Raw genomic sequence first — 24116 nt, 5'->3', positions numbered from 1 at the left:
CAAATCGCCACAACCCAGCGCCACTACCGAGCGACCTGCCATGACGAATCAGCCTGCCCAAGCCGCGCCCGACCAGCCCGTCGACATGATCATCTTCGGCGGCGGCGGCGACCTGGCCGCGCGCAAACTGCTCCCCGCGCTCTACATGGCGCACCTGCACGGCAATCTGCCGCCCGAGACGCGCATCATCGCCGTCGGCCGCAAGAACTGGACGATCGACGACTATCGCAAGTTCATGGAAGAGCAGTCGCGTCCCTTCATCGATGCCAAGGCCTTCGACGCCCAGGCATGGGACCGCTACCTGAGCCTGTTCCAGTACGTCATCATCGACGTCAATGCGACGGAAGACTACACGCGCCTGAAGGCCGCCTCGCGCGAGCACGCCATTCGCGCGTTCTATCTCTCGACCTCGCCCGAACTCTTTACGACGATCTGCGACAACCTGTCGGCGGTGGGTCTGATCGATGCGAATTCGCGCGTCGTGCTCGAAAAGCCGCTCGGCCACGATCTGGCTTCGGCCAAGGAGATCAACGAGTCGGTGGGCCGCCACTTCGCGGAATCGCAGATCTACCGGATCGACCATTACCTGGGCAAGGAAACGGTGCAGAACCTGATGGTGCTGCGCTTCGGCAATCCGATCTTCGGGCCGCTATGGCAGGCGCCGTATATCCGCAGCGTGCAGATCACGGTGGCGGAGACGGTGGGCGTCGGCAGCCGCGCGGGCTTCTACGATCACACCGGCGCGCTGCGCGACATGGTGCAGAACCACCTGCTGCAACTGCTGTGCATCGTGGCGATGGAGCCGCCCGTGTCGCTCGACCCGGATGCGGTGCGCGATGAAAAGCTCAAGGTGCTGCGCTCGCTGCGTCCGATGTCGCTCGCCGATATCGCGCGCGACACGGTGCGCGGCCAGTACGCCGCGGGCGCCGTGGACGGCCAGCCGGTCAAGGGCTATCTGGAAGAAGACAACGTGCCGGCGGACAGCAAGGCCGAAACCTTCGTGGCGCTGCGCGCGCACATCAACAACTGGCGCTGGGCCAACGTGCCGTTCTTCCTGCGCACCGGCAAGCGCCTGCAAAAGCGCCAGTCGGAGATCGTGATCGAGTTCGCGGATCTGCCCTTCTCGATCTTCCCGAGCGGCCCGCGCAACTACGGCAACCGCCTCGTGATCCAGCTCCAGCCGGAAGAATCGATCCAGTTGCAGATGCTCGCGAAGGAACCGGGCAGCGGCATGAACATGCTGCCGGTGAGCCTGAATCTGGATCTGCAGCAAGCGATTCCCGAGCGCCGCGCCGAAGCCTACGAACGCCTGCTGATCGACGTGATTCGCGGGCGCCTCACGCACTTCATGCGCCGCGACGAACTCGAAGCCGCATGGACGTGGGTCGAGCCGATTCTCGACGGCTGGAAGGAACTCAACGATCGCCCGCGCACCTATACGGCGGGCACGTTCGGCCCGGCGGCATCGTCGGCGCTGCTCGCGCGCGAGGGTATGTCGTGGGCGGAAGAAGCCTGATGCAGGCGCTCATACGGGCGATCGTCCGCCCGTGAACGAAGAAACGCCGCGCTTGCGCGGCGTTTCCTTTTGGCGCTCAGTCGCCGTTCTCCCGCCCGGTGCTATCACCGTGATCGGGACGGAACAGGTCCAGCCCCGCGAACACCAGCACACCGCTAAGCGCCATCATCGGCACCGAATGCCGGCCCAGAAAAAGCATTGCGGCTGCAAGCCACGTCGAAACAAAAAAAGCGCCCATGCGCCGCATGATGAAAAACTCCGGTACTTCCGTACAAAGGGTGCCCGCGCTCAGCCGAGCGTCGCGCGCGCGGTGCGCAAGCGGCTTACGGTGTCCACGAAGGCCTCGCCGCCGAGCGAACGCTTGATGCGTCCCGTGACCTGCGCACTGGCGTGGTTGAGCGCATCGCGAATCGCCACGGCCTGCGCCGTGGGCACGATCGCTACTTCACGCTGATCGCCTTCGGTGCGCTGGCGTTCGAGCCAGCCGCGCGATTCCAGACCGTCGAGCACGCGCGTGGCCGTGGGCCGCGCGATGGACAGCAGATCGGCCAGCTCACGCTGCAGCGAGCCCGGCCGCTCCAGCACCGCGCGCAGCATGAAGCCCTGCGGCGGCGTGAGGTCGAACGGTTCGAACGCTTCGGACCACTCGCGTTCCAGACGACGCGCAAGCGCCGAGGTATTGAAGTAGAGACACTGATCGAACATGGCGAAAGAATAACCGGTTATCGTTAGCTATGCAACGAATTCGATACGATTGAGGCCTGATTTCAGGCACTTTTCGAATACATTCGATATGACTTCAGGGCGCGGATTCAGTTCATTGAAGCTTCGTTGTGCACGCCCCCAATTCACGGTGCTTGAAGCGCGCGCGAAAAGTCATGGTACGCGACCCGCATTTTTTGTGAACGCTGAGTGACCGCGCGGGGACTCAATATGCGTTCCAGTTATGCCCATATGAAAAACGAACGATCGGACGATTTATCCGCCTAACCGCGTTATGATGCGAGGGGATCGACCTCGCCAGCCTGCTCGACACAACACTCACGGAGACAAAGATGCAGATGCGTTGTTACTGCGTGACCCATCACGGCCAGCCTCTCGAACTCGTCCAGCGCGACACGCCGCAACCGCAAGGCACCGAAGTGCTCGTGCGCGTGCAGGCCGCCGGTCTGTGCCATTCGGACCTGCATATCTGGGAGGGTTATTACGATCTGGGCGGCGGCAAGAAACTCTCGCTCGCCGATCGCGGCATCAAGCTGCCGCTGACCTTGAGCCATGAAATCTGCGGCGAGGTGGTCGCCGCCGGTCCCGAGGCCGGCGACGTGAAGACCGGCGCCGTGGCCGTCGTGCATCCGTGGATCGGCTGCGGCCAGTGCGCGGCGTGCCAGCGCGGCGAAGAAAACATCTGCGTGAAGCCGCAATCGCTGGGCGTGATGCGCGACGGCGGATTCGCCGATTACGTGATCGTGCCGCATCCGCGCTATCTGGTCGATCTCGGCGGCCTCGATCCCGTGAAGGCCGCGCCGCTCGCCTGCGCGGGCGTGACCACTTATTCCGCTGTGAAGAAGTTCGGCGAGCGCATTCATCAGGACCCGGTCGTCATCATCGGCGCGGGGGGCCTGGGCATGATGGCGATCGAAGTGCTCAAGGCGCTGGGCGCGAAAGGCGCGGTCGTGGTGGACGTCGAGCCCGGCAAGCGCGAAGCGGCGCTCAAGGCCGGCGCGCTCGCGGCCATCGATGCGCGCGCAAGCGACGCGGTCAAGCAGATCGCCGAAGCCACGGGCGGCGGCGCGCGCGCCGTGCTCGACCTGGTGGGCGCGACGCCCACCGTGAAGCTCGCGCTCGATTCGTGCGCGCGCGGCGGCCATGTGGTGGTGGTCGGCTTGATGGGCGGCGACATCACGCTCTCGCTGCCCATCATTCCGATGCGTCCGCTCAGGATCGAAGGCAGCTATGTGGGCACGCTGCCCGAACTGCGCGAACTCGTGGCGCTGATGCGCGCGGGCAAGATGCAGCCTGCGTCGGTCACGCAGCGTCCGCTGGGCGAAGTGAACGAAGCGCTCGAAGCGCTGGCCCAAGGCAAGGTGATGGGACGGCAGGTGCTCGTGCCGTGATTGTCGGCTTGCTTTAGCCGATAAAAAAGGGCGAACACATCGCCCTTTTTTACGGCCACAATTACTTCGGATCGCTACTTAATATCGATCAGCGCGCCGCATCACCCATACGGTAGCCGAAGCTCGCTTCATCGAGTTTCGACTTCAACTCGGGATCGAGTTCGAGATCGGCGGCGGCGATCGACGCATCGAGTTGCTCGGGCCGGCTCGCGCCAATCAGCGCGGAGGTCACAAGCGGATTCGCCAACACCCACGCCACCGATGCCGTCGTGAGCGACTGCCCCGCCTGTTCAGCGACGCCGCGCAGGCGCTCGACGCTCTCGAACTCGCGCTCATGCCAGTAGCGGTCCTGATACATCGTGCCGGCCACCCCCACGCTCTGCGAAAAACGGCCCTCGCCCGGCTTGCTGTCGTGGCGATACTTGCCCGTGAGCAGCCCGCCCGCGAGCGGGTTGTAGGGGATCACGGCAAGTCCCTCTTCGCCCGCGAGCGGCAGCAGCTCGCGCTCGATCTGGCGAAACAGCAGGTTGTAGCGCGGCTGCACGGAGACAAAGCGCGCCACGCGCAGCACGTCGGCGCGGCCCAGTGCGCGGGCGAGCCGATAAGCCAGGAAATTCGACACGCCGATATAACGCGCCTTGCCCGCACGCACGATCGTGTCGAGCGCTTCGAGCGTTTCGTCGAGCGGCGTATTGGCATCGTCCGAATGCAGTTGATAGAGATCGACGTAATCCGTGCCCAGGCGCCGCAGCGAATTGTCGATGGCATCGAGCAAATGCTTGCGCGAAGCGCCCTGATCCCACGGCGACGGCCCGACCTTGCCCACGGCCTTGGTCGCCAGAATGAAATGCTCGCGACGGCCCTTGAGCCAGCGCCCGACGATTTCCTCGGTGCGGCCGGCGTGCGTTTCGCCGCCGCCCAGGGGATAGACGTCAGCCGTATCGATGAAATTGATGCCGGAGTCGGCGGCCTTGTCGAGAATGAGGCGGGACACGTCTTCCTCGGTCTGCAGGCCGAAGGTCATGGTGCCGAGACACAGACGTGAAACATTGAGGCCGGTCTGGCCGAAACGACGGTATTGCATTCAATGCTCCTTTTTGACGGACGTTCATTGCGCAAAGCGCGCGTCGTGTTGTGGGTCCTGTTACAGGCAGAGCCTTCGAACCGACACGCCGCGCCTTGTCCGAAAGCATAGCGCGGACCACTCGATCCAGCCTGGCGCCGCCTCAGCGCCTTACGCCGCTGAAAGGCCGTGCGCCGTAACCGCGCTGAAGGCTCCATTGCTGGAATAAGCGCACGCGGGACGCTCTAATCGGCCCGTTGTCCTTGCCAGCCCTGGCTTAAGCTTCGTACCGTCCATCATTCTTCCCGCGCTCACCGTGACTTCGACGACCGACACGCCTCTTCATCCCGACCGCCAGCAGGAAGCGAGCGCGCTATGCGCGCAAGGCCGCTTCGCCGACGCGTTCGAGATGCTCGCGCCCTTCGTCGGCGCCGGGACGGGCAAGGGCAAGGGCAAGGGCAAGGGCGATGCCGAAGCCGACGCCGCGCGCGTCGATGCGCTCAATCTCGCCGCGCTCGCCGCGATGGGTTCGGGCAACGCCGACGTCGCGCACGCGCTCTGGCAGCGCTGTATCGCCGCGCGGCCCGCATTCGAGGAGGCTTACCACGGCCTCGCCGCGATGCTCACGGCGCTGGGCCAACTGGCCGCCGCCGAAACGGTCTGGCGCCGCCTGCTGGACGTCAACCCGGCCCACGCGGATGCGCACGGCAACCTGGGCCTCGTGCTGCATCGCCTCGGACGGCATCAGGAAGCGGAAAACGCCTATTGCACGGCGCTCGCGCGCCAGCCCGGCCATCTCGACGCGCATTACAACCTCGGCATCCTGCTGCACGAACTGAACCGCCACGATGAGGCCGAAGCGGCCTACCGCGCCGCGCTCGCGCTCAATCCGAAGTTCGCCCGCGCGCACAACAACCTCGGCAATGTGCTGCGTGAGCGCGGCCGCATCGAGGACGCCGAGGAAGCCTACCGGCAGGCGCTGCTCGCCGAGCCGCAGTACCCCGAAGCGCTCAACAATTACGGCGCGCTGCTCAAGGCGCAGCGCCGCTATATCGAGGCGGAACTGTCCTGCCGTCTCGCGATCCAGATCCGCCCCGATTACGCGGAAGCGCTCAACAACCTGGGCTGCGTGCTGACCGATCTGCAGCGCTACGCCGAAGCCGAGCAGTTCTTTCGCAAAGCGATCCTGTTGCGCCCCGATCACGCCGAGTCGCATTACAACCTGGGCGTCGCGTTGCAGCGGCTCGAACGCTATCCGGAAGCCGAAACCAGCTACCGCGTGGCGCTGCGCCTGGCCCCCGGGCGCGCCGAAATTTTCAACAATCTGGGCTCCGTGCTGTGCGCGCTCGACCGCATCGACGAGGCGCACGAGACGTTCGCGCTGGCGCTCGCCCAGAACGGCGATCTGGCGCTCGCGCACTTCAACATGGGCAGCGTGCTCAAGGAACAGGGTGCGCTCGACGAGGCCGTGGCGGCGTACCGTCGCTCGCTGGAACTCGAACCCGATTACGGCGACGCGCTATTTCGCCTCGCCACCCTGCTCATCACGATGGGCCGCTACGAGGAAGGCTGGCGCCTCTACGAGCGCCGCTATGAAAACAACGGCTTCGTGCACTACGCATCGCGCCGCATGTTGAGCTGCCCGCACTGGCAAGGCGAGCCGATCGCCGGCAAATCGCTGCTGCTCTGGCAGGAGGATGGACTGGGCGACATGATCCAGTTCTCGCGTTACGCGCGCCTGCTCAAGGCGCAAGGCGCGGCGCATGTCGCGTTCGGCGGCGTCGAGGCGCTGCATTGCATCCTCGCGGGCGTCGAGGGCATCGACACGCTGCTTACGCACGCCGAAGCGAGCGAGCGCGCCCAGCAGTTTGATTACTGGGCCAGCCCGCTGAGCCTGCCGCTGCGGCTTGGCACCACGCTCGACACGACGCCCGAGCCGACCCGCTTCAATGTCGATCCCGCACGCGTCGAGCACTGGGTGGCACGCCTCGCGACGCTGGGCGCGGGGCCGCGCGTGGGCCTCGTCTGGCGCGGCAACCCCAAACACCACAACGATTTACACCGCTCGATCCCGACGCTTGCCGCACTCGCGCCGCTCTGGAGCGTGCCGGGACTGAAGTTCGTGAGTCTGCAAAAAGGCGCGGGCGAGAACGAGGCGCTGGCTGCGCAGAAAACGGGATCGGATCAGCCCTTGCTGCATCTGGGCAGCGATATCGCCGATTTCGTCGATACGGCGGCCATCATCGCGCAACTCGATCTGCTGATCTGCGTGGATACGTCAACGGCGCATCTGGCCGCGTCGCTCGGCAAACCTTGCTGGGTGATCCTGCCGCGCCGCGACGTGGACTGGCGCTGGCTCGACGCGCGCGAGGACTCGCCCTGGTATCCTGGCAACGTGCGGATTTTCCGCCAGACGGGCAAGGACACCTGGAGCACGGCGATCGAGCGCGTGCGGCAGGCGTGCGAGGAAGAGTTTGGCATGGCCTCCTGAACGAAGGCCCGAAGGGTTGTTGGGCTGACGGAGTGCGTCAGTCCCAGAAGTTGCGAAAGGCCACGGCGACGATCACCGGCACGCACATCACGAGCGGGATCGCGAAGTAAGGAATTTCCATATCGACGATCCAGCTGCGGATCAGCCAGCCCACACCCAGCGCGAGCGTGAGGATGCCGACGAGCGCGGTCATCGTGTTCAGCAGCCACGGCGGCGGCTTGCGCCTGGACTTTTGCTTGGGTTCCTGCGCGGAAGACGGTTTCATCGGAGCGTTGAAGAAGCGTTGAGCGTTCGGCGTACCGGCATGATGCACCGATTCACGCATTTTACTCTTGAAGCCTTGCGGCATACGGATCAGGCAAGACCCTGAGCGGGCCGACGCGGCTGCGCGATTTCCGGCGCCGGAAAAGAAAAAGCCCGCCTGAATTGGGCGGGCTGAATCCATATCAGGAGGAGACATGGAGGAGACGAGTTCATTCTAGGGTTTTCCCCTAGCCTTGGCAAGTGTTTTTTGCGGCGCGTTGAAAAATATCTGGCCTGAATGATCGAGCGCCGATTTACCCCTGAGGTAATCGATCCGGTTCGCATGGCGCCCTATCCTCGCTACCAGGACATCACCCAGACGAGGACAACCATGACGAGCTATGCCATCGGCCATCTGCACGAAGTCGAGCTTTGCGCCGACATCGTCGAATATCTGGAGAAAATCGACGGGACGCTGGCGCCGTTCGGCGGGCGCTTTATCCTCCACGGCGGCCCCGTGGAGCGGCTAGAAGGACGCTTCAGCGGCGACTTGATCGTGATTGAATTCGAAGACCGCGAGCGGGCGCGCGCGTGGTATCGCTCCCCGGCTTATCAGGCGATTTTGCCGCTGCGCACCCGGCACGCGCGCGGGGATATCTTTCTTGTCGATCAGGTAGCGCAGCCGCACCGCGCAACCGAGGTGCTCGAACGCGAGTGAATCTCAGCCGCGCGGCTCGTCCGCCGCCAGCAGCACGCCCTTCTTGAAGACGAAGCAGCCGTAGCCGCGCGCCTCGCCCGTCGCGATCACGCAGTACGCGCGGCGCGCGCGCTCGTAAAACGCAAAGCGTTCGAGCGACGCGAATGGCACCGCGCGTCCTTCGGCGTCATCGACTTCACGTTGCGCTTCGCGCTGCACGGCGGGCAGCGTTTGCGCGTCGCCGACGATTTCCATGCGCAGCGCCGGATGATCGACAAAACGATCGAGCGGCAGCACCGAGAGCACCGCTCGCACCGCGCGCGGCGAATCCACGCCGTCGAGGCGCAGCAGGCGGCCCAGCACCGAATCGCGCGCCACGGCATCGGCGGGAAAATTCGCGTCGCAGATCACCACTTCGTCGCCGTGCCCCATCGCGGCGAGCGCGTGCAGCACGTCGGGGTTGAGCAGCGGGTCGAGATTCTTCAGCACTATGTCTCCTCCGAAATCGTTCGGAACACGGTTTTTCTGTGCTTGTTCTATGCAGCGGAAAATACGATCGCGCCGTGCTGGGCAACCTGCGTGAAGGTGCGCACGAAGCGATAAGTCTGACCGTCGATTGACAGGGAATTGAGTCCCGCCCGGGTCGCTTCGAGGATTTCGGCGACCAGGGCGTTGCGGATGAAACCGCAGCGCGCCCACTCCTCCTGGGCCTCGCCCGCCTCGCCCAGATAGATATCGCTGCGGTCGGCGTGGGAGCGCACCAGAATCAGACTGGCGCCCTTGTCCAACGAGCGTTCGAGATACTCCGACAGTGTCGCCAGTGCTTCGACGGCAACTTCGTGCGGCTCGCGAGAGGACGTGTCCATGAGAGGCCCCAGGTTCGTGTGCATCATCTTCCCATCGTACCTGAATGCGGCGGCGGGATCGGCGATTCCTGGCCGCCGCTGGACAAGCTCCGGCACCGCAGACAGAAAAATCGGGGCACATTATTTGCTATCAACTTTTCCTGGCGGCGATCGTTAACCTTGGATAGAACACTCCTTGAAGATCAAGGTCACCGCTGGATTCAGGAGAGGTCTTTACTCACAGACAGAGATTCGCTGCACGGAGAGCAACAGGCATGGAACGCAATTACGATTACATGGGATATGCCATTCGAGTCAGCACGGATTCCATCTCGGAGCCGGTGCTGCGCCAGGTTCGCATGGCTGAATCGGGCTACATCGCCATGGTGTCGATTTACAAATCCGATCGACAGGAACCGTGCTTTCCTCAGATGCGCTTGACGGACATCGGCGACCGATGGTTTGTAACCGAGGTCGACGCGCTCATGCGAGGCTATAGCGTGGGGCGACGCATCGTCGAAGAAGCGCTCGGCCAGCGAGCCGCCTAGCCGCCAGAGGACTGGCAAGCCGACGGCTCCGTCGGCTTGATTCAATATTTGTTCAATCGCCTGTCGATTCGACGGCATGCCAGGTCGAGCCGCCGCTCGCCTTGTTCGAAACTTCCCGCGAGTGCGAATTCGAAACAGTTTGTAATTGACACTGTTTCGACATCGACTATTTCGCCAGTTTTATTCGACATAAAACGTTTGTAAAAGAAAAATCATCGCACGCAAACGTTTTCACTCGTTTCACAATTCTTTCTTCGAGACCGTAGAAACTGTGCGCCGACCCGATCATCGGAGTGCAAGCGCATATGCAAAAACGCCTGTTCGAGCCGTCGTTGGTGAGCGTGATGTCCGTTGTGCTGACAACTATCCCGCTCGCCGCGTGTGGACCCGGAGTGGGTTCGTCGGCAGCCACCGATACGACCGGCGCCCCCGCCCAGCAGCAGAGCGGCGCGGCGCTTCAGCCCACGCCAGCCGCACCGGACCCGAACCCGGCGAACCAGCCGAACACTGCGCTTGCCGGCAGCATCGGCACCGCCGCGCCAGCCGAAACTGCGAACCCCGCCAGCTACGCCTATGCGAGCGACCCTGTGCAGAGTGTGCAGGCAAGCCTCGCCGCCGACAGCCAGCAGGTCGCGCCCGTCATGAGCTACGCCCCTGGCGACGAGCCGCCGCAGTCCAGCAACGATTCCCGCAGTACCGCAACGACGCGTCAGTAATACACCATTCGTGTGCTTATGCACACACCCGTCCAACGAGCAGAAAGGTGCACAACAATGACGTCAAACAGCCGTCGCCGTTTCCTGCAGACTGTCGCTTCCTCCGGCGCCGCCGCCGCGGCGATGACCGTCCTGCCCGAGTCCATCCGCAACGCTCTGGCGATCCCGGCGTTCTCGCGCACGGGTTCGATCCGCGATGTGGAGCACATCGTCGTGTTCATGCAGGAGAACCGCTCCTTCGACCATTACTTCGGCCATCTGCGTGGCGTGCGCGGCTATAACGACCGCCTGCCGATCCCGCTGCCCGGCGGTCAGCCGGTCTGGTATCAGCCGTCCAAGGAAGACGCCACCAGGCCGGTGCTGCCGTTCCATCTGGACACGCAGACGACGAGCGTGCAATGCGTGGGCGATCTCGACCACTCGTGGTATCCGACGCAATACGCCATCAATAATGGTCTGTACAACCAGTGGCCGCAGTACAAGACCGACATGACGATGGGCTATTACATGCGCGCGGACATTCCGTTCCACTACGCGCTGGCCGATGCGTTCACCGTCTGCGATAACTATTTCTGCTCGCTGGCGGGGCCGACGCACCCGAACCGCGCCTATCTGATGACGGGCATGGTCGATCCGAGCGGCACGATGGGCGGCCCGCTGCTCGACAACAACGACTATGTGGACGGCGACGTGCCGCCCGCGTATCAACTGCTGTCGTGGACCACCTACCCCGAGCGCCTGCAGGCCGCCGGCATTTCCTGGCAGATCTACCAGCAGGGCACGAACGGCAACGATCCGATGAACGGCAACTACGGGACCAACATCCTGCAGAACTTCGTCAACTTCATCAACGCGCAGCCGGGTTCGGCGCTCTATCAGCGCGCGCAGACCGTACGCACGATCGCCGATCTCAAGAACGACGTGCTCGCGAACAATCTGCCGCAGGTGTCGTGGCTGCTGCCGCCCGCCGCTTTCTCCGAGCATCCGAAATACACGCCGGCGTACGGCGCGGAATACACCTCGCAGATCCTCGACGCCCTTACTTCGAACCCCGAAGTATGGAGCAAGACCGTGCTCTTCATCATGTATGACGAGAACGACGGCTTCTTCGACCATATCGTGCCGCCGCAACCGCCCACCACGCCGACGCAGGGCAAATCGACGGTGAGCGTGGAAGGCGAAATTCACAACGTCGTCAATCCGGGACGCGGCGGCAAGTACACCGCCGATGGCCTGCCTTACGGCCTTGGCCCGCGCGTGCCGATGACGATCGTGTCGCCCTGGAGCAAGGGCGGCTTCGTGTGCTCGCAGGTGTTCGATCACACGTCGGTGATCCGCTTTATCGAAGAACGCTTCGGCGTGCATGAGCCGAACATCACGGCATGGCGTCGCGCCGTGTGCGGGGACCTCACGACGGCATTCGATTTCCGCACGCCGGATTCGTCGGTGCCGTCGCTGCCGGATACGAGCAACTATATGTCGCAGGCCGACAACCAGTGCTCCGCGAACAAGGCGCCGACCGTGCCCGCGACGCCCGGCCCGATCGACGCGCAGGAACCGGGCGTGCGCTACGCCCGCGCGCTGCCCTACGAGCTGCATGTGAACGCACAGGTCGATTCGTCGAAGAAGACGCTCTCGATCACCTTCGCCAACAAGGGCCGCCAGGGCGCGCACTTCTACGTCTATGGCACGAACCGCAGCGACGGCCCGTGGCGCTATACGGTCGAAGCGGGCAAGTCGCTCGACGACACGTGGGATCTGAGCGTGACCAACGGCGTCTACGCGTTCGAGGTGCATGGTCCGAACGGCTTCGTGCGCCGCTTCTCGGGCACGGCGGCGAGCTCCGCGTCCTCCTCGGCGCAAGGGTTTTTCGGCAAGCACAACAGCACGCCGCAGCCCGAAGTCTCGGCGCAATACGACGTCGCGAACGGCAACCTGTTCCTGAAGTTCACGAACAACGGCGGCGGCATCGCGCGCCTCACGGTGACGGACAACGCCTACGGCGCTCGCGAGCGCCTCGTGGCGGTAGCCGCCCACTCGCGCATCGAGGAGCCGTGGGTGCTCGCGTCGAGCCATCATTGGTACGACCTCACGGTCACGAGCCCCGATGATTCGACCTTCGCGCGCCGCTATGCCGGTCACGTCGAAACCGGCCGCCCGAGCATCAGCGATCCGGCTGCGGTCGCACCCATCACGCAATTGAGTTGACAAAGGCGGCGCGTCTGCGGCCGCCCTCACTCGGCTTTCACACGGCGCCTTCGGGCGCCGTGTGCTTTTCCACGCCGGTTCGGGCAGATCGCCGCCAGCGGAAATTCATCAGACAAAATCGCCAAACTACCCTCTTTGCATAAATCAGCCCCAATTTCAAGCTGACTGTTGCCTGATTTCTAACTTTCAATTAGCTTGATTAATTTTGTTGTATATGCGAATCATTTGCATTAGCATTTGCGACGCTCATCAGGAGCGCCTGCGCCGTTTTCGGCACCGACAACAAAATAAGCTTGAGCCGGGCAGCCGGCCGATCGATCACCATGAAGAATATTGCCGCCGCCCGCCGTTCGGGCTTCGTCACCGTGCGCAGCACCGCCTGCACGCGGATTCCTCTGAGCGCCGCGTTGCTCGTAAGCGCGGGACTTGTGCTTTCCACGCTTTCGACCACCGGCTGGGCCCAGGAGGCGGCCCAACCCGCGGTGCAGACCGATCAGCAAACCGACGCCACGAAGGCGCTGCCCACCGTCAAGGTCAGCGCGGCGCGCGACAGCGAAGCCGCGTCGCCGGAGCGCGTCACGGCAGGCGCGCTCGGCAACCGGCGCCAGGTCGACACGCCGTTTTCCACCGACGTCGTCACGACCGAGCAGGGCAAAGACCGCCTTGCCAACACGGCCAACGATCTCTTCAAGTACGATCCGGCGGTCAACGTCGTCGGCGACAATGCGACGGGCGAAAACTCGGCGCTCAGCATTCGCGGACTCGCAATCGACATGCTCAACGGCGTCAAGGTGGACGGCCAGAATTTCCCTTCCTGGGACACCGAACTATCGCTCGAACCCTTCGAACAGGTCGAACTGCTCAAGGGCCTCTCGGGGTTCATGTACGGTTTCAGCAATCCCGGCGGCATCGTCAACTATGTGCTCAAGCGCCCCACCGACGACCCCTACCGCAGCTTCTCGATCGGCTATCAGTCGGCGGGGGTATTCAGCGAAAAACTCGATCTGGGCGGGCGCTTCGGTAACGACAAACGCTTTGGCTATCGCCTCAATCTCGTGAACGAAGACGGCAACACCGCCGAAGCCAACGGCCACGTGCGCCGCCAGGTGGCGTCGCTCGCGCTCGATTTCCGCATCACGCCGGATCTCACGTGGACGGCCGACGCGTTCTATCAGAAGCGCAAGACCAACGGCACGCTGTTCGGCATGTTCTTCTACGACACGCCGATTCCCGACGCCAGTAAGGTCACGCACCAGCTCACGCAGCCGCAGAACTATTACCGGACCGAGATCGCCTCGTTCGGCACCGGGCTTGACTATCGCCTTTCCGAAAACTGGCACGCGAACCTCAAATACCGCTTCGCCAAGGAAAACCGCACCAACTCGGACAGCCTGCTGACCGTCACCGATGCGGCCGGCAATTACAGCAACACGCTTTATGCAGCCTTGACGCGCTACTTCTATCAGAACGTCGACGCCATGGTCGAAGGCAAATTCGATACCGGCCCGTTCAAGCATGACGTGGTGCTCGGTGCGAGCTATCAGACGCAGCAAAGCGAGTACGACAACAGCGAAGGCTGGAACGACGGTTTCAACCTCGGCAACGGCAATCTGTATCAGAGCACGCTGCTGACGAACGACGCCGTCAATATCGGCGAAAACCTGTTCCGTCACGAACGCACCACGCAGACTGCGCTCTACGCGAGCGACACCGTGCAGTTCACGTCGCGCCTGTCGGCGCTGCTCGGCCTGCGCTACACGCAGTTCCGCGATCGCACCTATAACCCCGACCAGTCGGTGCTGGCCGATTACGCGGCCAACCCGGTCACGCCGACCGTCGCGCTGATGTACAAGCTCGACCGCGATACGACGCTGTACGCGAGCTATGTCGAAGGCTTGCAGCAAGGCGGCTCGTCGAGCAACACCAACGTCAACTATCCGCAAACTTTTGGCCCGCTCAAGAGCAAGCAATACGAAGTGGGCCTGAAGGCCGATCATCGCAACTGGGGCGCCAACGTCGCGCTGTTCCGCATCGATCAGGGCTACGAGTACACCAACACCGCCAACGTGTTCGTGCAAAGCGGCACCAAACGCTACCAGGGCCTGGACGCGAGCGGCTGGCTCCAGCTCGCGCAGGACTGGCGCCTGATGGGCGGCTTGATGTATCTCGACACCAAGGCCGTCGATGTGGACGATGCGAGCGTTGAAGGCAAGCGCATCTACGGCGCGCCGCGCTTCACGCTGACGGGCCGCGTGGAATACAACCCGTCGTATCTGCGCGCGCTGACCGTTGCGTTTGGCGGCAAGTACGTGGGCAACATGGCCGTCGATGCCGCCAACACGCAGTTTGTCCCCGCATATACGACCTGGGATCTGAGCGCGAAATATGAAACCCAGGTGGGCGGCAAGGACGTGACGTTGCGCGCCGGCGTGAACAACCTCTTCAATCGCCGCTACTGGAACGCGGCCTGGGGCTATTACGTGATGCCTTCGGCGACGCGCACGTTTGTTGCGAATGCCACGATCGAGTTCTGACGCATTAAATCCGCGCAAAACAGGGACTTGACGCGAGGGCCTTCGAGTTTCTCGAAGGCCCTTGTCTTTGGGGCCGCCTGCAAAGCGCGCGCAGCGGTGGCAGAATAGGCGGCTGCCAGGTGCCCGGCGTTGCCGGCGATAACCCGTTCAGCCGGCTTCGGCGCAGCACGTCGCCGCGCGCGGCACCTGTTCCCCACCCTTGCACCGTTGAAGAGGATCGTCCCATCATGACTTCGAACGTGAAGCCCTATCCGGATACCCAGATTTACGTCGATGGCGCATGGCGCGCCGGCGCGAAGACGATTGCCGTGATCGACCCCGCCACCGAGGCGGAGATCGGACGCCTGAGCCTCGCGAGCGAACAAGACCTCTCGGACGCCGCCGACGCCGCCGCACGCGCTTTCAGCAAATGGCGCAAGGTCTCGCCGCTGGAGCGCAGCAAGACGATGCGCCGCGCCGCCGACCTGCTGCGCGAACGCGCGGGCGACATCGCCGCGATCATGACGCGCGAACAAGGCAAGCCGGTTGGCGAAGCCAAGGGCGAAGTGCTCGCGGGCGCCGACGTCATCGACTGGTTCGCTGAAGAAGGCCGCCGTACCTATGGCCGCGTCGTGCCCTCGCGCACGGATGCGGTCCGCCAGATCGTCACGCGCGAGCCGGTGGGTCCGGTCGCCTGCTTCACGCCGTGGAATTTCCCGCTCAATCAGGCCGTGCGCAAGGTCTCCGCGGCGCTCGCCTCGGGCTGCACCGTCGTGCTCAAGGGGCCGGAAGAAACGCCCGCGAGCTGCGCGGCGCTCGTTCAGGTGTTCATCGACGCGGGCGTGCCGCAAGGCGCGCTTAACCTCGTGTTCGGCGTGCCTGCCGAAGTCTCCTCCTATCTGATCGCGCACCCGGCCATCCGCAAGATTTCGTTCACAGGCTCGACACCGGTGGGCAAGCTGCTCGCCGCGAAGGCCGGCGAGCACATGAAGCGCGCCACCATGGAACTGGGCGGTCACGCGCCGGCCATCGTGTTCGCCGATGCGGACATCCCGCGCGCGGCGAAGCTGCTCGCAGGCGCGAAGTTCCGCAACGCGGGCCAGGTCTGCATTTCGCCTACGCGCTTCATGGTCCAGGACGCGGCTTACGACGAGTTCCTCGAACACTTCGTCGCGGCCACGAAGACGATCAAGGTTGGCAACGGTCTGGCCGAAGGCGTGCAGATGGGGCCGCTCGCGAACGATCGGCGCCTCGCCGCGATGGAACGCCTGGTAGCCGACGCGCGCGAGCAAGGCGCGAAGGTGCTGACGGGCGGCGAGCGCATCGGCCGCGAAGGTTACTTCTTCGCGCCGACCGTGCTGACCGACGTGCCGCTTTCCGCGCGTATCATGAACGAAGAGCCGTTCGGCCCGCTCGCGCTGGTCTCGCGCTTCTCGACCTACGACGACGCCATCGCCGAGGCGAATCGCCTGCCCTATGGTCTCGCGGCGTATGCCTACACGCGTTCGAGCGCGACTTCGGCGGCGCTTTCGGAAGACATCGAGACCGGCATGCTCTCGATCAACCATCACGGCCTCGCGCTGCCCGAAGTGCCGTTCGGCGGCGTCAAGGATTCGGGCTACGGCTCGGAAGGCGGCACCGAAGCGATGGAGCCGTACCTCGTGACCAAGTTCGTCACCGAGCATCGTTGAAACGTTCGATGCGGCAGCCGCCGCATCGGCATGCTGTATTAGCTTCTCTTCATGAACGGCTGCGCGGATACCTTGGCAGTCCATCCGCCAGCCGCACCCAGGCGAGCTGCTGTGACGTCCAGGTGTGTTCCTCAGGCGGCGCGTCGCCGGGCGCGTCCAGCGTGCCCGTGGCAACATCGATCTCATCGGCGAACGCCGCGCTGCAGTACGTAAGCGGCGTACCGCAGTCGGGGCAAAAGCCCCGCTCCACTCCCGCACTCGACGCATACGTTCTGGTTGCGCCCGCAACGAAGCGCAACGCGTCGCGCGCCACGCTCATCCAGCCGACAAACGGTGCTCCCGACGCACGGCGGCAGTCCACGCAATGGCACGCCGTCGTGCCAATCGCCTCGCCCGTGATTTCATAGCGGATCTTTCCGCACAAGCAGCCACCCTTGAGCATTGCCACTCCTTTGCGCGCTTTTTCTTGCGCGCGCCTTACAGCCGGTTTTTTTCGCACAGGCCTGGAATAGAACACGCCTTCGTCCTGTTGACGCCCATAACGGCCACCACGACCTTCGACAGGACCGATCATGCCTCATCGCGCCCCGCCCTGCCCGCTGCGTTCGCTGCAACAGCGCATGCCACGGATTTCCTCGCGTCCCTCATGCGCCCGCGCGCAGTGTAGAGGCGCATCATGAGTCGCGCCGACATCTGCGTGCCATGCCGGCTCGCCGCCATTGCGGCCGTGATCGGCTGCACTGCGGCGGCCTTTGCGTGGACGGCCGGCTGGCTCACGCCGAAGCGCGTGGACGCACCGCACATCGTCAACACCTTCGAATCGAACTACGGCATCCACGCGGGCTACCGGCGCAATCACGCGAAAGGCCTGTGCGTGGAAGGCGAATTCGAGAGCAACGGCAACGGCGCCCGGGTCTCGCGCGCGGCCGTGTTCGCGCCCGGAGAAACGCCCGTGATCGGACGCTTTGCGATTCCGGGCAGCAATCCTTCCACGCCCGACGCCAGCATACCGGTACGCAGCATGGCCTTGCTGTTCCAGTTGAAAGACGGCGAACAATGGCGCACCGGTATGAACTCCGCGCCGGTCTTTGTGGTTCGCACCCCGAACCAGTTTTATCAACAACTGGTGGCATCGAAACCCGATCCGCAGACCGGCAAGCCCGATCCCGCAAAACTCGACGCGTTTTTTGGGGCCAATCCGGAAACGCTGCCGTTTCGCCAGTGGATCAAGGCCCACCCGCCTTCATCGAGCTTCGCCAATACGGCGTTCTGGGGCATCAATGCGTTCCTCGCCACGGATGCCGACGGCAACGCGCACGCCGTACGCTGGGAGATGGTGCCGCAAACGCCTTACGAGGCCGAATCGGCCGACCAGAAGCTCAACCCCGACTTCCTCGCCGACGATCTCGGTTCGCGGCTCGCACAAGGCCCGCTGCGCTGGCATCTCGTCCTCACGGTGGCCGCGTTGGGCGACCCCACCAACGATGCCACGCAACAATGGCCGGCTTCGCGCGAGCAGATCGACGCGGGCACGCTCGTTTTGCGGCAGGCCACACCGCAGCGCTCGGGCGCCTGCCGCGACGTCAACTACGACCCGACCGTGCTGCCCGACGGCCTGAAGCCTTCGGATGACCCGCTGCTCGCCGCGCGCTCCGCCGCCTATGCGGTCTCGTTCAATCGCCGCACGCACGAAGAAGCGGCGCTCGCCCACGCTCATGGAGAAGCCCAGCAATGAAACCCGCTCAAGCGCACTTCAGCGGTCTCGCCCGCTTGCTGCACTGGTCGATGGCAGTCCTGATCGTTGCGATGCTGTTCGTGGGCGTGGGCATGGTCGCCACGGTCTCGCGGCTTCATAACAGTTTGATTGCGCTACACCGGCCGCTCGGCATTGCGTTGCTCGCGCTCGTGATCGTGCGAATCGTCGTGCGGCTCTCGCGCACTGCGCCCGCGTTGCCCGCTGACATGCCCGCCTGGCAGCGCATGGCCGCGCATGTCTCGCATCTCGTGCTCTATGCGCTCATGATCGCGATGCCGCTGATCGGCTGGGCAATGCTGTCCGCAGCCGGTTATCCCGTCGTGCTTGCGGGTGCCGTGCATCTGCCCGCCATCGCGCCGCACGACGTTGCGCTCTATGCCTTCCTGCGCGCGGCGCATACGTGGCTCGCCATGCTGCTGTTGGCGACCGTGCTACTTCATCTGGGCGCAGCGCTGTTTCATGGGTTGATCCGGCGCGATGGCGTGCTCGCCAGTATGGCGCGAGGTTGATCCGTCGCATCCCTCGATGTCCAAAGGGACGCGAAGGCTCGCGTCCCCGCACAGGGGATTCAGCTTGCGTTGCTGCGCCAGCCCAGACCCAGGCTCTTCTGGATGGAAATGAAATCCTTGAGCAGTTCGGCTTGCCCCGAAATCACGTCCTGCTGCGCGAGAAATTCGGAGCGCTGCGTATCGAGCAGATCGACGAGCGTGGACGTACCCGCGCGATAGCGCTGGCGCATCAACACCGCTGAACGCTGCGCCGAATCCTGCACCTTCTGCAGCGTCACGAGATGCTCGCGCTGATAGCCGTAACGCGAAAGCGCACCGTTCGCATCCTGCAACGCGGCCAACACGGCTTTCTCATAGCGCGCCTCGGCTTCGTCGCGCGAAGCCTCGGCGCCATGCACAGCGCCGAGCGTGCGGCCAAAGTCGAACAGATTCCATTGCAGATACGGCACGCCCACCCAGCTGAAATTGTTCTTGCGCAGCAGATGACCGGGGTCCGCGGCCGTAAAGCCCAGATCGCCGAACAATGTGAGCTTGGGTAGAAAATCGGCCACATGCTCGCCGATCTGCGCGTTGCTGGAAGCCAGGCGGCGTTCGGCCGCGCGGATGTCGGGACGTTGCGCGAACATCGTCGCCGGATCGCTGACCGGCACCGATGCCGGCAGCGCCGGCAATGCGCGCGGCGTCGCCAGCTCGGCGTCGAGCGCGCCGGGCGCCTTGCCCGTGAGCACCGCGAGCTGATCGAGCGAGATTTCCACCTGCGAGGCCAGCGGCGTGATGGTCGAACGCGTGGTTTCGACCTGCGTGGTCAAACGCTCGACGTCCACATCAGCGGCGGTGCCGCCGGCGCGGCGCTGCTCGGTGAGCGTCAGCGACTGCTGCTGCAACTCTGCCGTGCGCTGTGCGATCAGCAAGCGCTGCTGCTCGTCGCGCAGATCGATGTAGGCCTGCGCCACTTCGGCGGCGAGCGAGACTTGCGCATCGGCGAGATCGGCCTGCACAGCGTCGGCTTCATCGCTCGCCGCTTCCACGGCGCGACGCGTGCCGCCGAACAGATCGATCTCCCACGAGGCATCGAAGCCCGCCGTATAGAACTGCAGCGGACCACCGCCGCCCGAGCCCGAACTACTGCTGCCATCGGACTGCGAGAACGCGCTGAGGTTAGGCTCACGCATACGCGGCGCGGCAACGCTGGCCGATACCTTCGGCATTTCCGCGCCGCGTTGCTGCTGCAGTTGCGCACGTGATTCGCGCAACCGCGCCTGCGCTGCGCGCAGATCGGGATTGTGCTCGAAGGCGGCCGCAATCAACGCATTCAGTTGCGGATCGTTGAACGCGAGCCACCATTCGCTGGGCGCGCGCGCGGGCGTCACACCTTGAGCGGGGGTACGCACGAACGAAGCGGCGCTGGCCGCTTCCGGCGCCACTGCGGGCGCGCCGTGATAGTCGGGACCAACCGTGCACGCGGCGAGCGTGCAGGCAGCCGCCAGCGCCGTGAGCGGCGCGAGTGCGAGTCGATAAGTACGAGTTGCCGTCATGAGTCGGAAAAAGAAAGCATCAGTGGCCGGCTGACGGCGCCTTCACGCCGGGCTGCGGTTTCTTGAGCAGGAGCGCGAGCGGCACGCAGGCAGCGAGCGCGATGCCGAGCACCCAGAATGTTTCGGAGTACGTGATGACCGTCGACTGCTGCTGGATCTGCGCGGCGATCTGACCGAGCGAGCGCATCTGCGAGTAAGCCATGTCGCCGGTCTGCGCGAACCAGTTGGCCGCGCCCGAGGCGAGACGTTCCTGCCCGATCAGCGAATTGGCGCTAATGGACTCGCGCAGCACGGCGGTGTGATAGGTCTCGCGGCGGTCGATCAGCGTGCCGATGATCGCAAGGCCAATCGAGCCGCCCAGGTTACGCGCCATGTTGTAGAGACCCGCCGCGTCGCCCGAGTCCTCGCGCGCGACCGCCGCCATCGAAGCCTGATTGAGCGGCATCATCGCGAGCATCTGCGCCACGCCGCGAATAAGCTGCGACCAGACGAAGTCGTGCCCCACGCTCTGCGCGGTCAACGAAATATCGAGCATGCAACTCAGCGTGAAAAGCAGCAGACCGCTCACCACCAGCACGCGAAAATCCACCTTGCCGAGCAGGCGCGGCAGGACCGGCATCATCAGAAATGCGGGCAGACCGGAAAGCAGCATGATCGCGCCGGACTGTTCCGCGTTGTAGCCCGCGACGATGCTCAGGAACTGCGGCAGCAGATAGGAAATGCCATAAAGACCGGCACCCACTGCGGACACAATCACGATCACGCTGGCGTAACGCGGATTGTGCATCAGCGACAGCCGCAGAATGGGCTTCTTCGCCACGAACTGCGAAATGCCGATGAGCACCATGCCGGCAAGCGATACGCAGGTCAACGAAACGATCATGCTCGATTCGAACCAGCGCTCGCGCTGCCCTTCTTCGAGCACGACCGTGAGCGTGCTCAGCCCGACGGCGAGTCCCACGATGCCGAGCCAGTCGGCCTTGAGAAACGCTTCCCAATGCGGACGATCCGGCGGTAGCCCAACGATCAGCAGCGTGATGAGCGCGATACAGACCGGCAGATTGATAAAGAAACACCAGCTCCAGCTGATGTTCTCCGCGAGCCAGCCGCCCAGTACGGGGCCGAGCAACGGCCCCAGCAGCACGATCAAGCCGAACACCGTCATGCCGACCGGCAACTGCGAGAGCGGCAACCGCGTACGGATGATGGTCTGCGCGGTGGGAATCATCGCGCCGCCCGTGAAGCCCTGGCCAATGCGCCCGGCGATCATCACGCCAAGCGTGCCCGACCAGCCACACATCATCGAAAAACCAATGAAAAGCGCGGAATTGGCCAGCAGGAAATTTCGCAGTCCGAATACCCGCGTGAGCCACGCGGCAAGCGGAATCATCACGATCTCGGACATCAGATAGCCGGTGGAGATCCACGTGCCCTCGGTGCCGGTCGCGCCGATTTCGCCCTGGATCTGCGGCAGTGCGGAGTTCGTGATCGAGATGTCGAGCGTCGCCATCAGCGCGCCCAGGGCGCCTGCGGCCACGGCGATCCAGTCGGCGGCGCCGGCGCGCTCGCCGTGCGGATGCGGCGCGGCGGCCGCGCCGGAAGACGAACTCGCTGCGTCAGCCACGATGATTCTCGGCGTCGATACGGCGATCGTCGTCGCGCGCGGAGCGCGTATCGACATCGACGGTCACGGACATGCCTGGCAGCAGCACGCCGCGCGTTTGCGGCCCCGTGTCGATACGAATGCGCACCGGCACGCGCTGCACGATCTTCGTGAAGTTGCCGGTCGCGTTCTCGGGCGGCAGCAGCGCGAACTGCGCACCCGTGCCCGGCGAGAAACTGTCCACCACGCCATGCAGCGTGTGACCAGGCAGCGCGTCGACGTACAACTCGACAGGCTGGCCAATACGCATGCGGCCGATCTGCGTTTCCTTGAAGTTCGCGGTGAGGTAGGTCTTCTGCACCGGCACCACGGTCAGCATGCGCGTGCCGGGCTGCACGTACTGTCCCACGCGCACCGTGCGATCGCCGACGCGTCCAGCCAGCACGCTCTTCACCACCGTATTGTCGAGATCGAGTTGCGACTGGGCGGCACTGGAGCGCGCCGCCTCCAGTTGAGCACGCGCCTGCGCCTGTTGCGCGGTCAGCGCGGCGATCTGCGAACGCTGGGCTTCGACAACGGCTGAATCGGCGGCCAGCGTAGCTTGAGCCTGGTCGCGCGTGCTCTTGAGTTCTGCGAGACGCTCGGCGGTTTCCGCGCCGGTGGCCGCGAGCGGCGTATAGCGCGCGACTTCGTCCTGAGCGTGACGCAAGCTCACCCGCGCCACTTCCTGCTGGGCCAGCGCCTGGGCGATGTTGGCGCGTTGCTGCGCGAGCTGCGCGTCGGCGTGCTGGATGTCGGCGGCGCGCGCGTCGATCGTGGCGTTCGCCTGGTCGAGCGCGACCTGATACTGGCGCGCATCGAGCCTCACGAGCGGGTCGCCAGCCTTCACGGTTTGATTGTCGGCCACGTAGACATCGGTGATATAGCCGCTGACCTTCGGCGCGACGGTCACGCTGTCCGCCTGGAGATAGGCATCGTCGGTACTTTCGATAAAGCGGCCCACGAGCCACCAGTGACCACCCCAAACGCTCGCGGCAACGAGTGCCCCGAGCCCGAGACCGATCAACACCATGCGTTTGTTGCCGCGTTTCGCCGGCGAAACGACGTCGCCCGGCACTTCGCGTGCAGGCGCTCCCGCTGTCGTAGACATGTTTTTTACAACCTCAGTAAAATATTTATACCACTCGGTAAAATTATTCCAGCCGGGAAAATTCTGTCAAGTGTTATATTTTCGACAGCCCAAAGTCGCAGCCCACATGACATGAATGAACCCAAACGACTGCGCCGCCCCTCGGCGGGCGGTTATGCGCGCGGCGACGAAACCCGCCGCAAGATCATCGAAGCCGCCATCAGCCTGTTCGGACAGCATGGTTTCGAAGGTGCCTCCACGCGCGACATCGCCTCACGCGCAGGCGTGAACGCCCCTGCGCTGCAGTACTACTTCGAGAACAAGGAAGGGCTTTACCGCGCGTGCGCCGAATCGATCGCCGACGAATCGTGGCAAGCTTTCGAGCCCGCCGTGCTGCGCGCGCGTGCCGTGATGGAGAGCAACGGCGACACCGAAGCGCTGATCGAGGCCTTTCTCGACATCCAGCGCGCCGTGGCCGACCGCACGTTCATCAAGAGCAGCGAGCCGGACCAGCGCCTGTTCTTCGCGCGTGAACAAGGCGGCGGCGAACCGGAGGTCGGCTCCCAGGTGCTGCGCGAGCGCGTGCGTACGCCGCTTAACGCGGTGAACATCGAACTGCTGGCACGCATCACCGGCACCCAGGCCGACGATACGCTCACCGCCGTGCGCATGTTCAGCCTCTACGGGCAGCTGCTGGTGTTTCACATTGCGCGCCGCTCGGCATTGACGACGCTGGCGTGGGACGAGATCGATCGCGAGAGGACCGAATTCCTCAAGGCGAGCGTCTGCGAACAGACTCGCGTTCTGCTGGAGCATTGGAGCCGGCAGCGCGGCAAGGCTTGAGTTGCGATGCGTTTCCGATAAGAGAATAAAGCGGCACGCCGTTCCCGATCGGAAACGCGTGCTAGTGTTAAAGATTCCTTCCCGGCGCCCAGGATC

The 24116-nt window shown here is 64.2% G+C and carries 22 protein-coding genes; 12 read left to right on the top strand and 10 right to left on the bottom strand.

Going from position 1 to position 24116, the window contains the following annotated elements:
* Positions 1–40: 40 nt before the first annotated feature.
* Entirely contained in the window at positions 41–1516 is a 1476-nt protein-coding gene (gene zwf, locus B0G62_RS07125; protein ID WP_103703450.1) for a glucose-6-phosphate dehydrogenase, read from the top strand.
* 76 nt (positions 1517–1592) lie between these two features.
* Here zwf and B0G62_RS31570 read toward each other — a convergent pair whose 3' ends face one another.
* Both B0G62_RS31570 and B0G62_RS07120 read right to left on the bottom strand, forming a co-directional pair.
* Positions 1593–1763 carry a hypothetical protein gene (locus B0G62_RS31570; protein ID WP_167401198.1) on the bottom strand — a complete coding sequence of 57 codons (171 nt, stop codon included), beginning with the start codon at positions 1761–1763 and terminating at the stop codon, positions 1593–1595.
* Positions 1764–1804: 41 nt separating this feature from the next.
* The gene (locus B0G62_RS07120; RefSeq protein ID WP_103703449.1) at positions 1805–2221 is read right to left on the bottom strand and encodes a MarR family winged helix-turn-helix transcriptional regulator; all 417 of its coding nucleotides are present in this window, start codon (positions 2219–2221) and stop codon (positions 1805–1807) included.
* A gap of 356 nt (positions 2222–2577) precedes the next feature.
* Here B0G62_RS07120 and B0G62_RS07115 point away from each other — a divergent pair, with 356 nt between their 5' ends.
* On the top strand, positions 2578–3630 hold the full coding sequence (locus tag B0G62_RS07115) for an alcohol dehydrogenase (RefSeq protein ID WP_103703666.1): 1053 nt from the start codon (positions 2578–2580) through the stop codon (positions 3628–3630).
* Positions 3631–3718: 88 nt separating this feature from the next.
* Here B0G62_RS07115 and B0G62_RS07110 read toward each other — a convergent pair whose 3' ends face one another.
* Complete coding sequence (locus B0G62_RS07110; RefSeq protein WP_103703448.1) at positions 3719–4714, bottom strand: aldo/keto reductase; 996 nt, start codon at positions 4712–4714, stop codon at positions 3719–3721.
* Between the two features lie 295 nt (positions 4715–5009).
* On the opposite strand from B0G62_RS07110, the gene B0G62_RS07105 reads away from it, so the two are divergent.
* Positions 5010–7184 carry a tetratricopeptide repeat protein gene (locus tag B0G62_RS07105; protein WP_244193131.1) on the top strand — a complete coding sequence of 725 codons (2175 nt, stop codon included), beginning with the start codon at positions 5010–5012 and terminating at the stop codon, positions 7182–7184.
* Between the two features lie 37 nt (positions 7185–7221).
* Here the strand turns inward: B0G62_RS07105 and B0G62_RS07100 are convergent, their stop codons facing one another.
* On the bottom strand, positions 7222–7449 hold the full coding sequence (locus tag B0G62_RS07100) for a hypothetical protein (protein WP_103703665.1): 228 nt from the start codon (positions 7447–7449) through the stop codon (positions 7222–7224).
* 369 nt (positions 7450–7818) lie between these two features.
* Here B0G62_RS07100 and B0G62_RS07095 point away from each other — a divergent pair, with 369 nt between their 5' ends.
* Positions 7819–8145 (top strand): DUF1330 domain-containing protein, encoded by a 327-nt coding sequence (locus B0G62_RS07095; RefSeq protein WP_103703446.1) that lies wholly within the window; start codon positions 7819–7821, stop codon positions 8143–8145.
* Between the two features lie 3 nt (positions 8146–8148).
* Here B0G62_RS07095 and B0G62_RS07090 read toward each other — a convergent pair whose 3' ends face one another.
* Both B0G62_RS07090 and B0G62_RS07085 read right to left on the bottom strand, forming a co-directional pair.
* Positions 8149–8613, bottom strand: coding sequence for an RbsD/FucU family protein (locus tag B0G62_RS07090; protein WP_103703445.1), 465 nt, complete (start codon positions 8611–8613; stop codon positions 8149–8151).
* A gap of 47 nt (positions 8614–8660) precedes the next feature.
* Positions 8661–8990 carry a hypothetical protein gene (locus B0G62_RS07085; protein ID WP_103703444.1) on the bottom strand — a complete coding sequence of 110 codons (330 nt, stop codon included), beginning with the start codon at positions 8988–8990 and terminating at the stop codon, positions 8661–8663.
* A gap of 254 nt (positions 8991–9244) precedes the next feature.
* Between B0G62_RS07085 and B0G62_RS07080 the strand changes: the two genes are divergently transcribed.
* The 5 genes from B0G62_RS07080 (at position 9245) to B0G62_RS07060 (ending at position 16645) form a co-directional block, all read left to right on the top strand.
* On the top strand, positions 9245–9517 hold the full coding sequence (locus tag B0G62_RS07080) for a hypothetical protein (protein WP_103703443.1): 273 nt from the start codon (positions 9245–9247) through the stop codon (positions 9515–9517).
* A gap of 305 nt (positions 9518–9822) precedes the next feature.
* Positions 9823–10233: a hypothetical protein gene (locus tag B0G62_RS07075; RefSeq protein ID WP_146055215.1), complete on the top strand. Its 411-nt coding sequence runs from the start codon at positions 9823–9825 to the stop codon at positions 10231–10233.
* A gap of 57 nt (positions 10234–10290) precedes the next feature.
* Positions 10291–12441 (top strand): phosphocholine-specific phospholipase C, encoded by a 2151-nt coding sequence (locus B0G62_RS07070; protein ID WP_103703441.1) that lies wholly within the window; start codon positions 10291–10293, stop codon positions 12439–12441.
* 323 nt (positions 12442–12764) lie between these two features.
* A complete protein-coding gene (locus B0G62_RS07065; RefSeq protein ID WP_103703440.1) occupies positions 12765–14975 on the top strand; it encodes a TonB-dependent siderophore receptor in 2211 nt (736 codons plus the stop codon).
* Positions 14976–15202: 227 nt separating this feature from the next.
* The gene (locus tag B0G62_RS07060; RefSeq protein WP_103703439.1) at positions 15203–16645 is read left to right on the top strand and encodes an NAD-dependent succinate-semialdehyde dehydrogenase; all 1443 of its coding nucleotides are present in this window, start codon (positions 15203–15205) and stop codon (positions 16643–16645) included.
* A 49-nt stretch (positions 16646–16694) separates the two neighbouring features.
* On the opposite strand, the gene B0G62_RS07055 is transcribed toward B0G62_RS07060, so the two are convergent.
* Positions 16695–17087, bottom strand: coding sequence for a GFA family protein (locus B0G62_RS07055; protein ID WP_103703438.1), 393 nt, complete (start codon positions 17085–17087; stop codon positions 16695–16697).
* A gap of 234 nt (positions 17088–17321) precedes the next feature.
* On the opposite strand from B0G62_RS07055, the gene B0G62_RS07050 reads away from it, so the two are divergent.
* Both B0G62_RS07050 and B0G62_RS07045 read left to right on the top strand, forming a co-directional pair.
* Positions 17322–18380 carry a catalase family peroxidase gene (locus B0G62_RS07050; RefSeq protein ID WP_103703437.1) on the top strand — a complete coding sequence of 353 codons (1059 nt, stop codon included), beginning with the start codon at positions 17322–17324 and terminating at the stop codon, positions 18378–18380.
* Positions 18377–18910, top strand: coding sequence for a cytochrome b (locus B0G62_RS07045; RefSeq protein WP_103703436.1), 534 nt, complete (start codon positions 18377–18379; stop codon positions 18908–18910). Before B0G62_RS07050 ends, B0G62_RS07045 begins: the two co-directional genes overlap by 4 nt.
* Positions 18911–18969: 59 nt before the next feature.
* Here the strand turns inward: B0G62_RS07045 and B0G62_RS07040 are convergent, their stop codons facing one another.
* From B0G62_RS07040 to B0G62_RS07030, 3 genes are read right to left on the bottom strand one after another with little or no spacing between them, the layout of a single operon-like run.
* The gene (locus tag B0G62_RS07040) at positions 18970–20445 is read right to left on the bottom strand and encodes an efflux transporter outer membrane subunit (RefSeq protein ID WP_103703435.1); all 1476 of its coding nucleotides are present in this window, start codon (positions 20443–20445) and stop codon (positions 18970–18972) included.
* A gap of 19 nt (positions 20446–20464) precedes the next feature.
* Positions 20465–22069 carry an MDR family MFS transporter gene (locus tag B0G62_RS07035; protein WP_244193130.1) on the bottom strand — a complete coding sequence of 535 codons (1605 nt, stop codon included), beginning with the start codon at positions 22067–22069 and terminating at the stop codon, positions 20465–20467.
* Positions 22062–23198 carry an HlyD family secretion protein gene (locus tag B0G62_RS07030; RefSeq protein WP_103703433.1) on the bottom strand — a complete coding sequence of 379 codons (1137 nt, stop codon included), beginning with the start codon at positions 23196–23198 and terminating at the stop codon, positions 22062–22064. The genes B0G62_RS07035 and B0G62_RS07030 overlap by 8 nt, the downstream gene beginning before the upstream one ends.
* A 111-nt stretch (positions 23199–23309) precedes the next feature.
* Here B0G62_RS07030 and B0G62_RS07025 point away from each other — a divergent pair, with 111 nt between their 5' ends.
* On the top strand, positions 23310–24020 hold the full coding sequence (locus tag B0G62_RS07025) for a CerR family C-terminal domain-containing protein (protein WP_103703432.1): 711 nt from the start codon (positions 23310–23312) through the stop codon (positions 24018–24020).
* Positions 24021–24116 lie beyond the last annotated feature (96 nt).

Source organism: Paraburkholderia eburnea, assembly GCF_002917095.1.
In the GTDB taxonomy this organism is placed as follows: Bacteria; Pseudomonadota; Gammaproteobacteria; order Burkholderiales; family Burkholderiaceae; genus Paraburkholderia; species Paraburkholderia eburnea.
Note: the sequence above shows the minus strand (reverse complement) of the source record. Positions and strands in the feature narration are given on the sequence as shown.

Excerpts from the sequence above, each read along its gene's own strand:
- zwf (WP_103703450.1), top strand. The coding sequence starts at position 41 with ATGACGAATCAGCCTGCCCAAGCCGCGCCCGACCAGCCCGTCGACATG.
- B0G62_RS31570 (WP_167401198.1), bottom strand. The coding sequence starts at position 1,763 with ATGCGGCGCATGGGCGCTTTTTTTGTTTCGACGTGGCTTGCAGCCGCA.
- B0G62_RS07120 (WP_103703449.1), bottom strand. The coding sequence starts at position 2,221 with ATGTTCGATCAGTGTCTCTACTTCAATACCTCGGCGCTTGCGCGTCGT.
- B0G62_RS07115 (WP_103703666.1), top strand. The coding sequence starts at position 2,578 with ATGCGTTGTTACTGCGTGACCCATCACGGCCAGCCTCTCGAACTCGTC.
- B0G62_RS07110 (WP_103703448.1), bottom strand. The coding sequence starts at position 4,714 with ATGCAATACCGTCGTTTCGGCCAGACCGGCCTCAATGTTTCACGTCTG.
- B0G62_RS07100 (WP_103703665.1), bottom strand. The coding sequence starts at position 7,449 with ATGAAACCGTCTTCCGCGCAGGAACCCAAGCAAAAGTCCAGGCGCAAG.
- B0G62_RS07095 (WP_103703446.1), top strand. The coding sequence starts at position 7,819 with ATGACGAGCTATGCCATCGGCCATCTGCACGAAGTCGAGCTTTGCGCC.
- B0G62_RS07085 (WP_103703444.1), bottom strand. The coding sequence starts at position 8,990 with ATGGACACGTCCTCTCGCGAGCCGCACGAAGTTGCCGTCGAAGCACTG.
- B0G62_RS07080 (WP_103703443.1), top strand. The coding sequence starts at position 9,245 with ATGGAACGCAATTACGATTACATGGGATATGCCATTCGAGTCAGCACG.
- B0G62_RS07075 (WP_146055215.1), top strand. The coding sequence starts at position 9,823 with ATGCAAAAACGCCTGTTCGAGCCGTCGTTGGTGAGCGTGATGTCCGTT.
- B0G62_RS07070 (WP_103703441.1), top strand. The coding sequence starts at position 10,291 with ATGACGTCAAACAGCCGTCGCCGTTTCCTGCAGACTGTCGCTTCCTCC.
- B0G62_RS07065 (WP_103703440.1), top strand. The coding sequence starts at position 12,765 with ATGAAGAATATTGCCGCCGCCCGCCGTTCGGGCTTCGTCACCGTGCGC.
- B0G62_RS07060 (WP_103703439.1), top strand. The coding sequence starts at position 15,203 with ATGACTTCGAACGTGAAGCCCTATCCGGATACCCAGATTTACGTCGAT.
- B0G62_RS07055 (WP_103703438.1), bottom strand. The coding sequence starts at position 17,087 with ATGCTCAAGGGTGGCTGCTTGTGCGGAAAGATCCGCTATGAAATCACG.
- B0G62_RS07050 (WP_103703437.1), top strand. The coding sequence starts at position 17,322 with ATGAGTCGCGCCGACATCTGCGTGCCATGCCGGCTCGCCGCCATTGCG.
- B0G62_RS07045 (WP_103703436.1), top strand. The coding sequence starts at position 18,377 with ATGAAACCCGCTCAAGCGCACTTCAGCGGTCTCGCCCGCTTGCTGCAC.
- B0G62_RS07040 (WP_103703435.1), bottom strand. The coding sequence starts at position 20,445 with ATGACGGCAACTCGTACTTATCGACTCGCACTCGCGCCGCTCACGGCG.
- B0G62_RS07030 (WP_103703433.1), bottom strand. The coding sequence starts at position 23,198 with ATGTCTACGACAGCGGGAGCGCCTGCACGCGAAGTGCCGGGCGACGTC.
- B0G62_RS07025 (WP_103703432.1), top strand. The coding sequence starts at position 23,310 with ATGAATGAACCCAAACGACTGCGCCGCCCCTCGGCGGGCGGTTATGCG.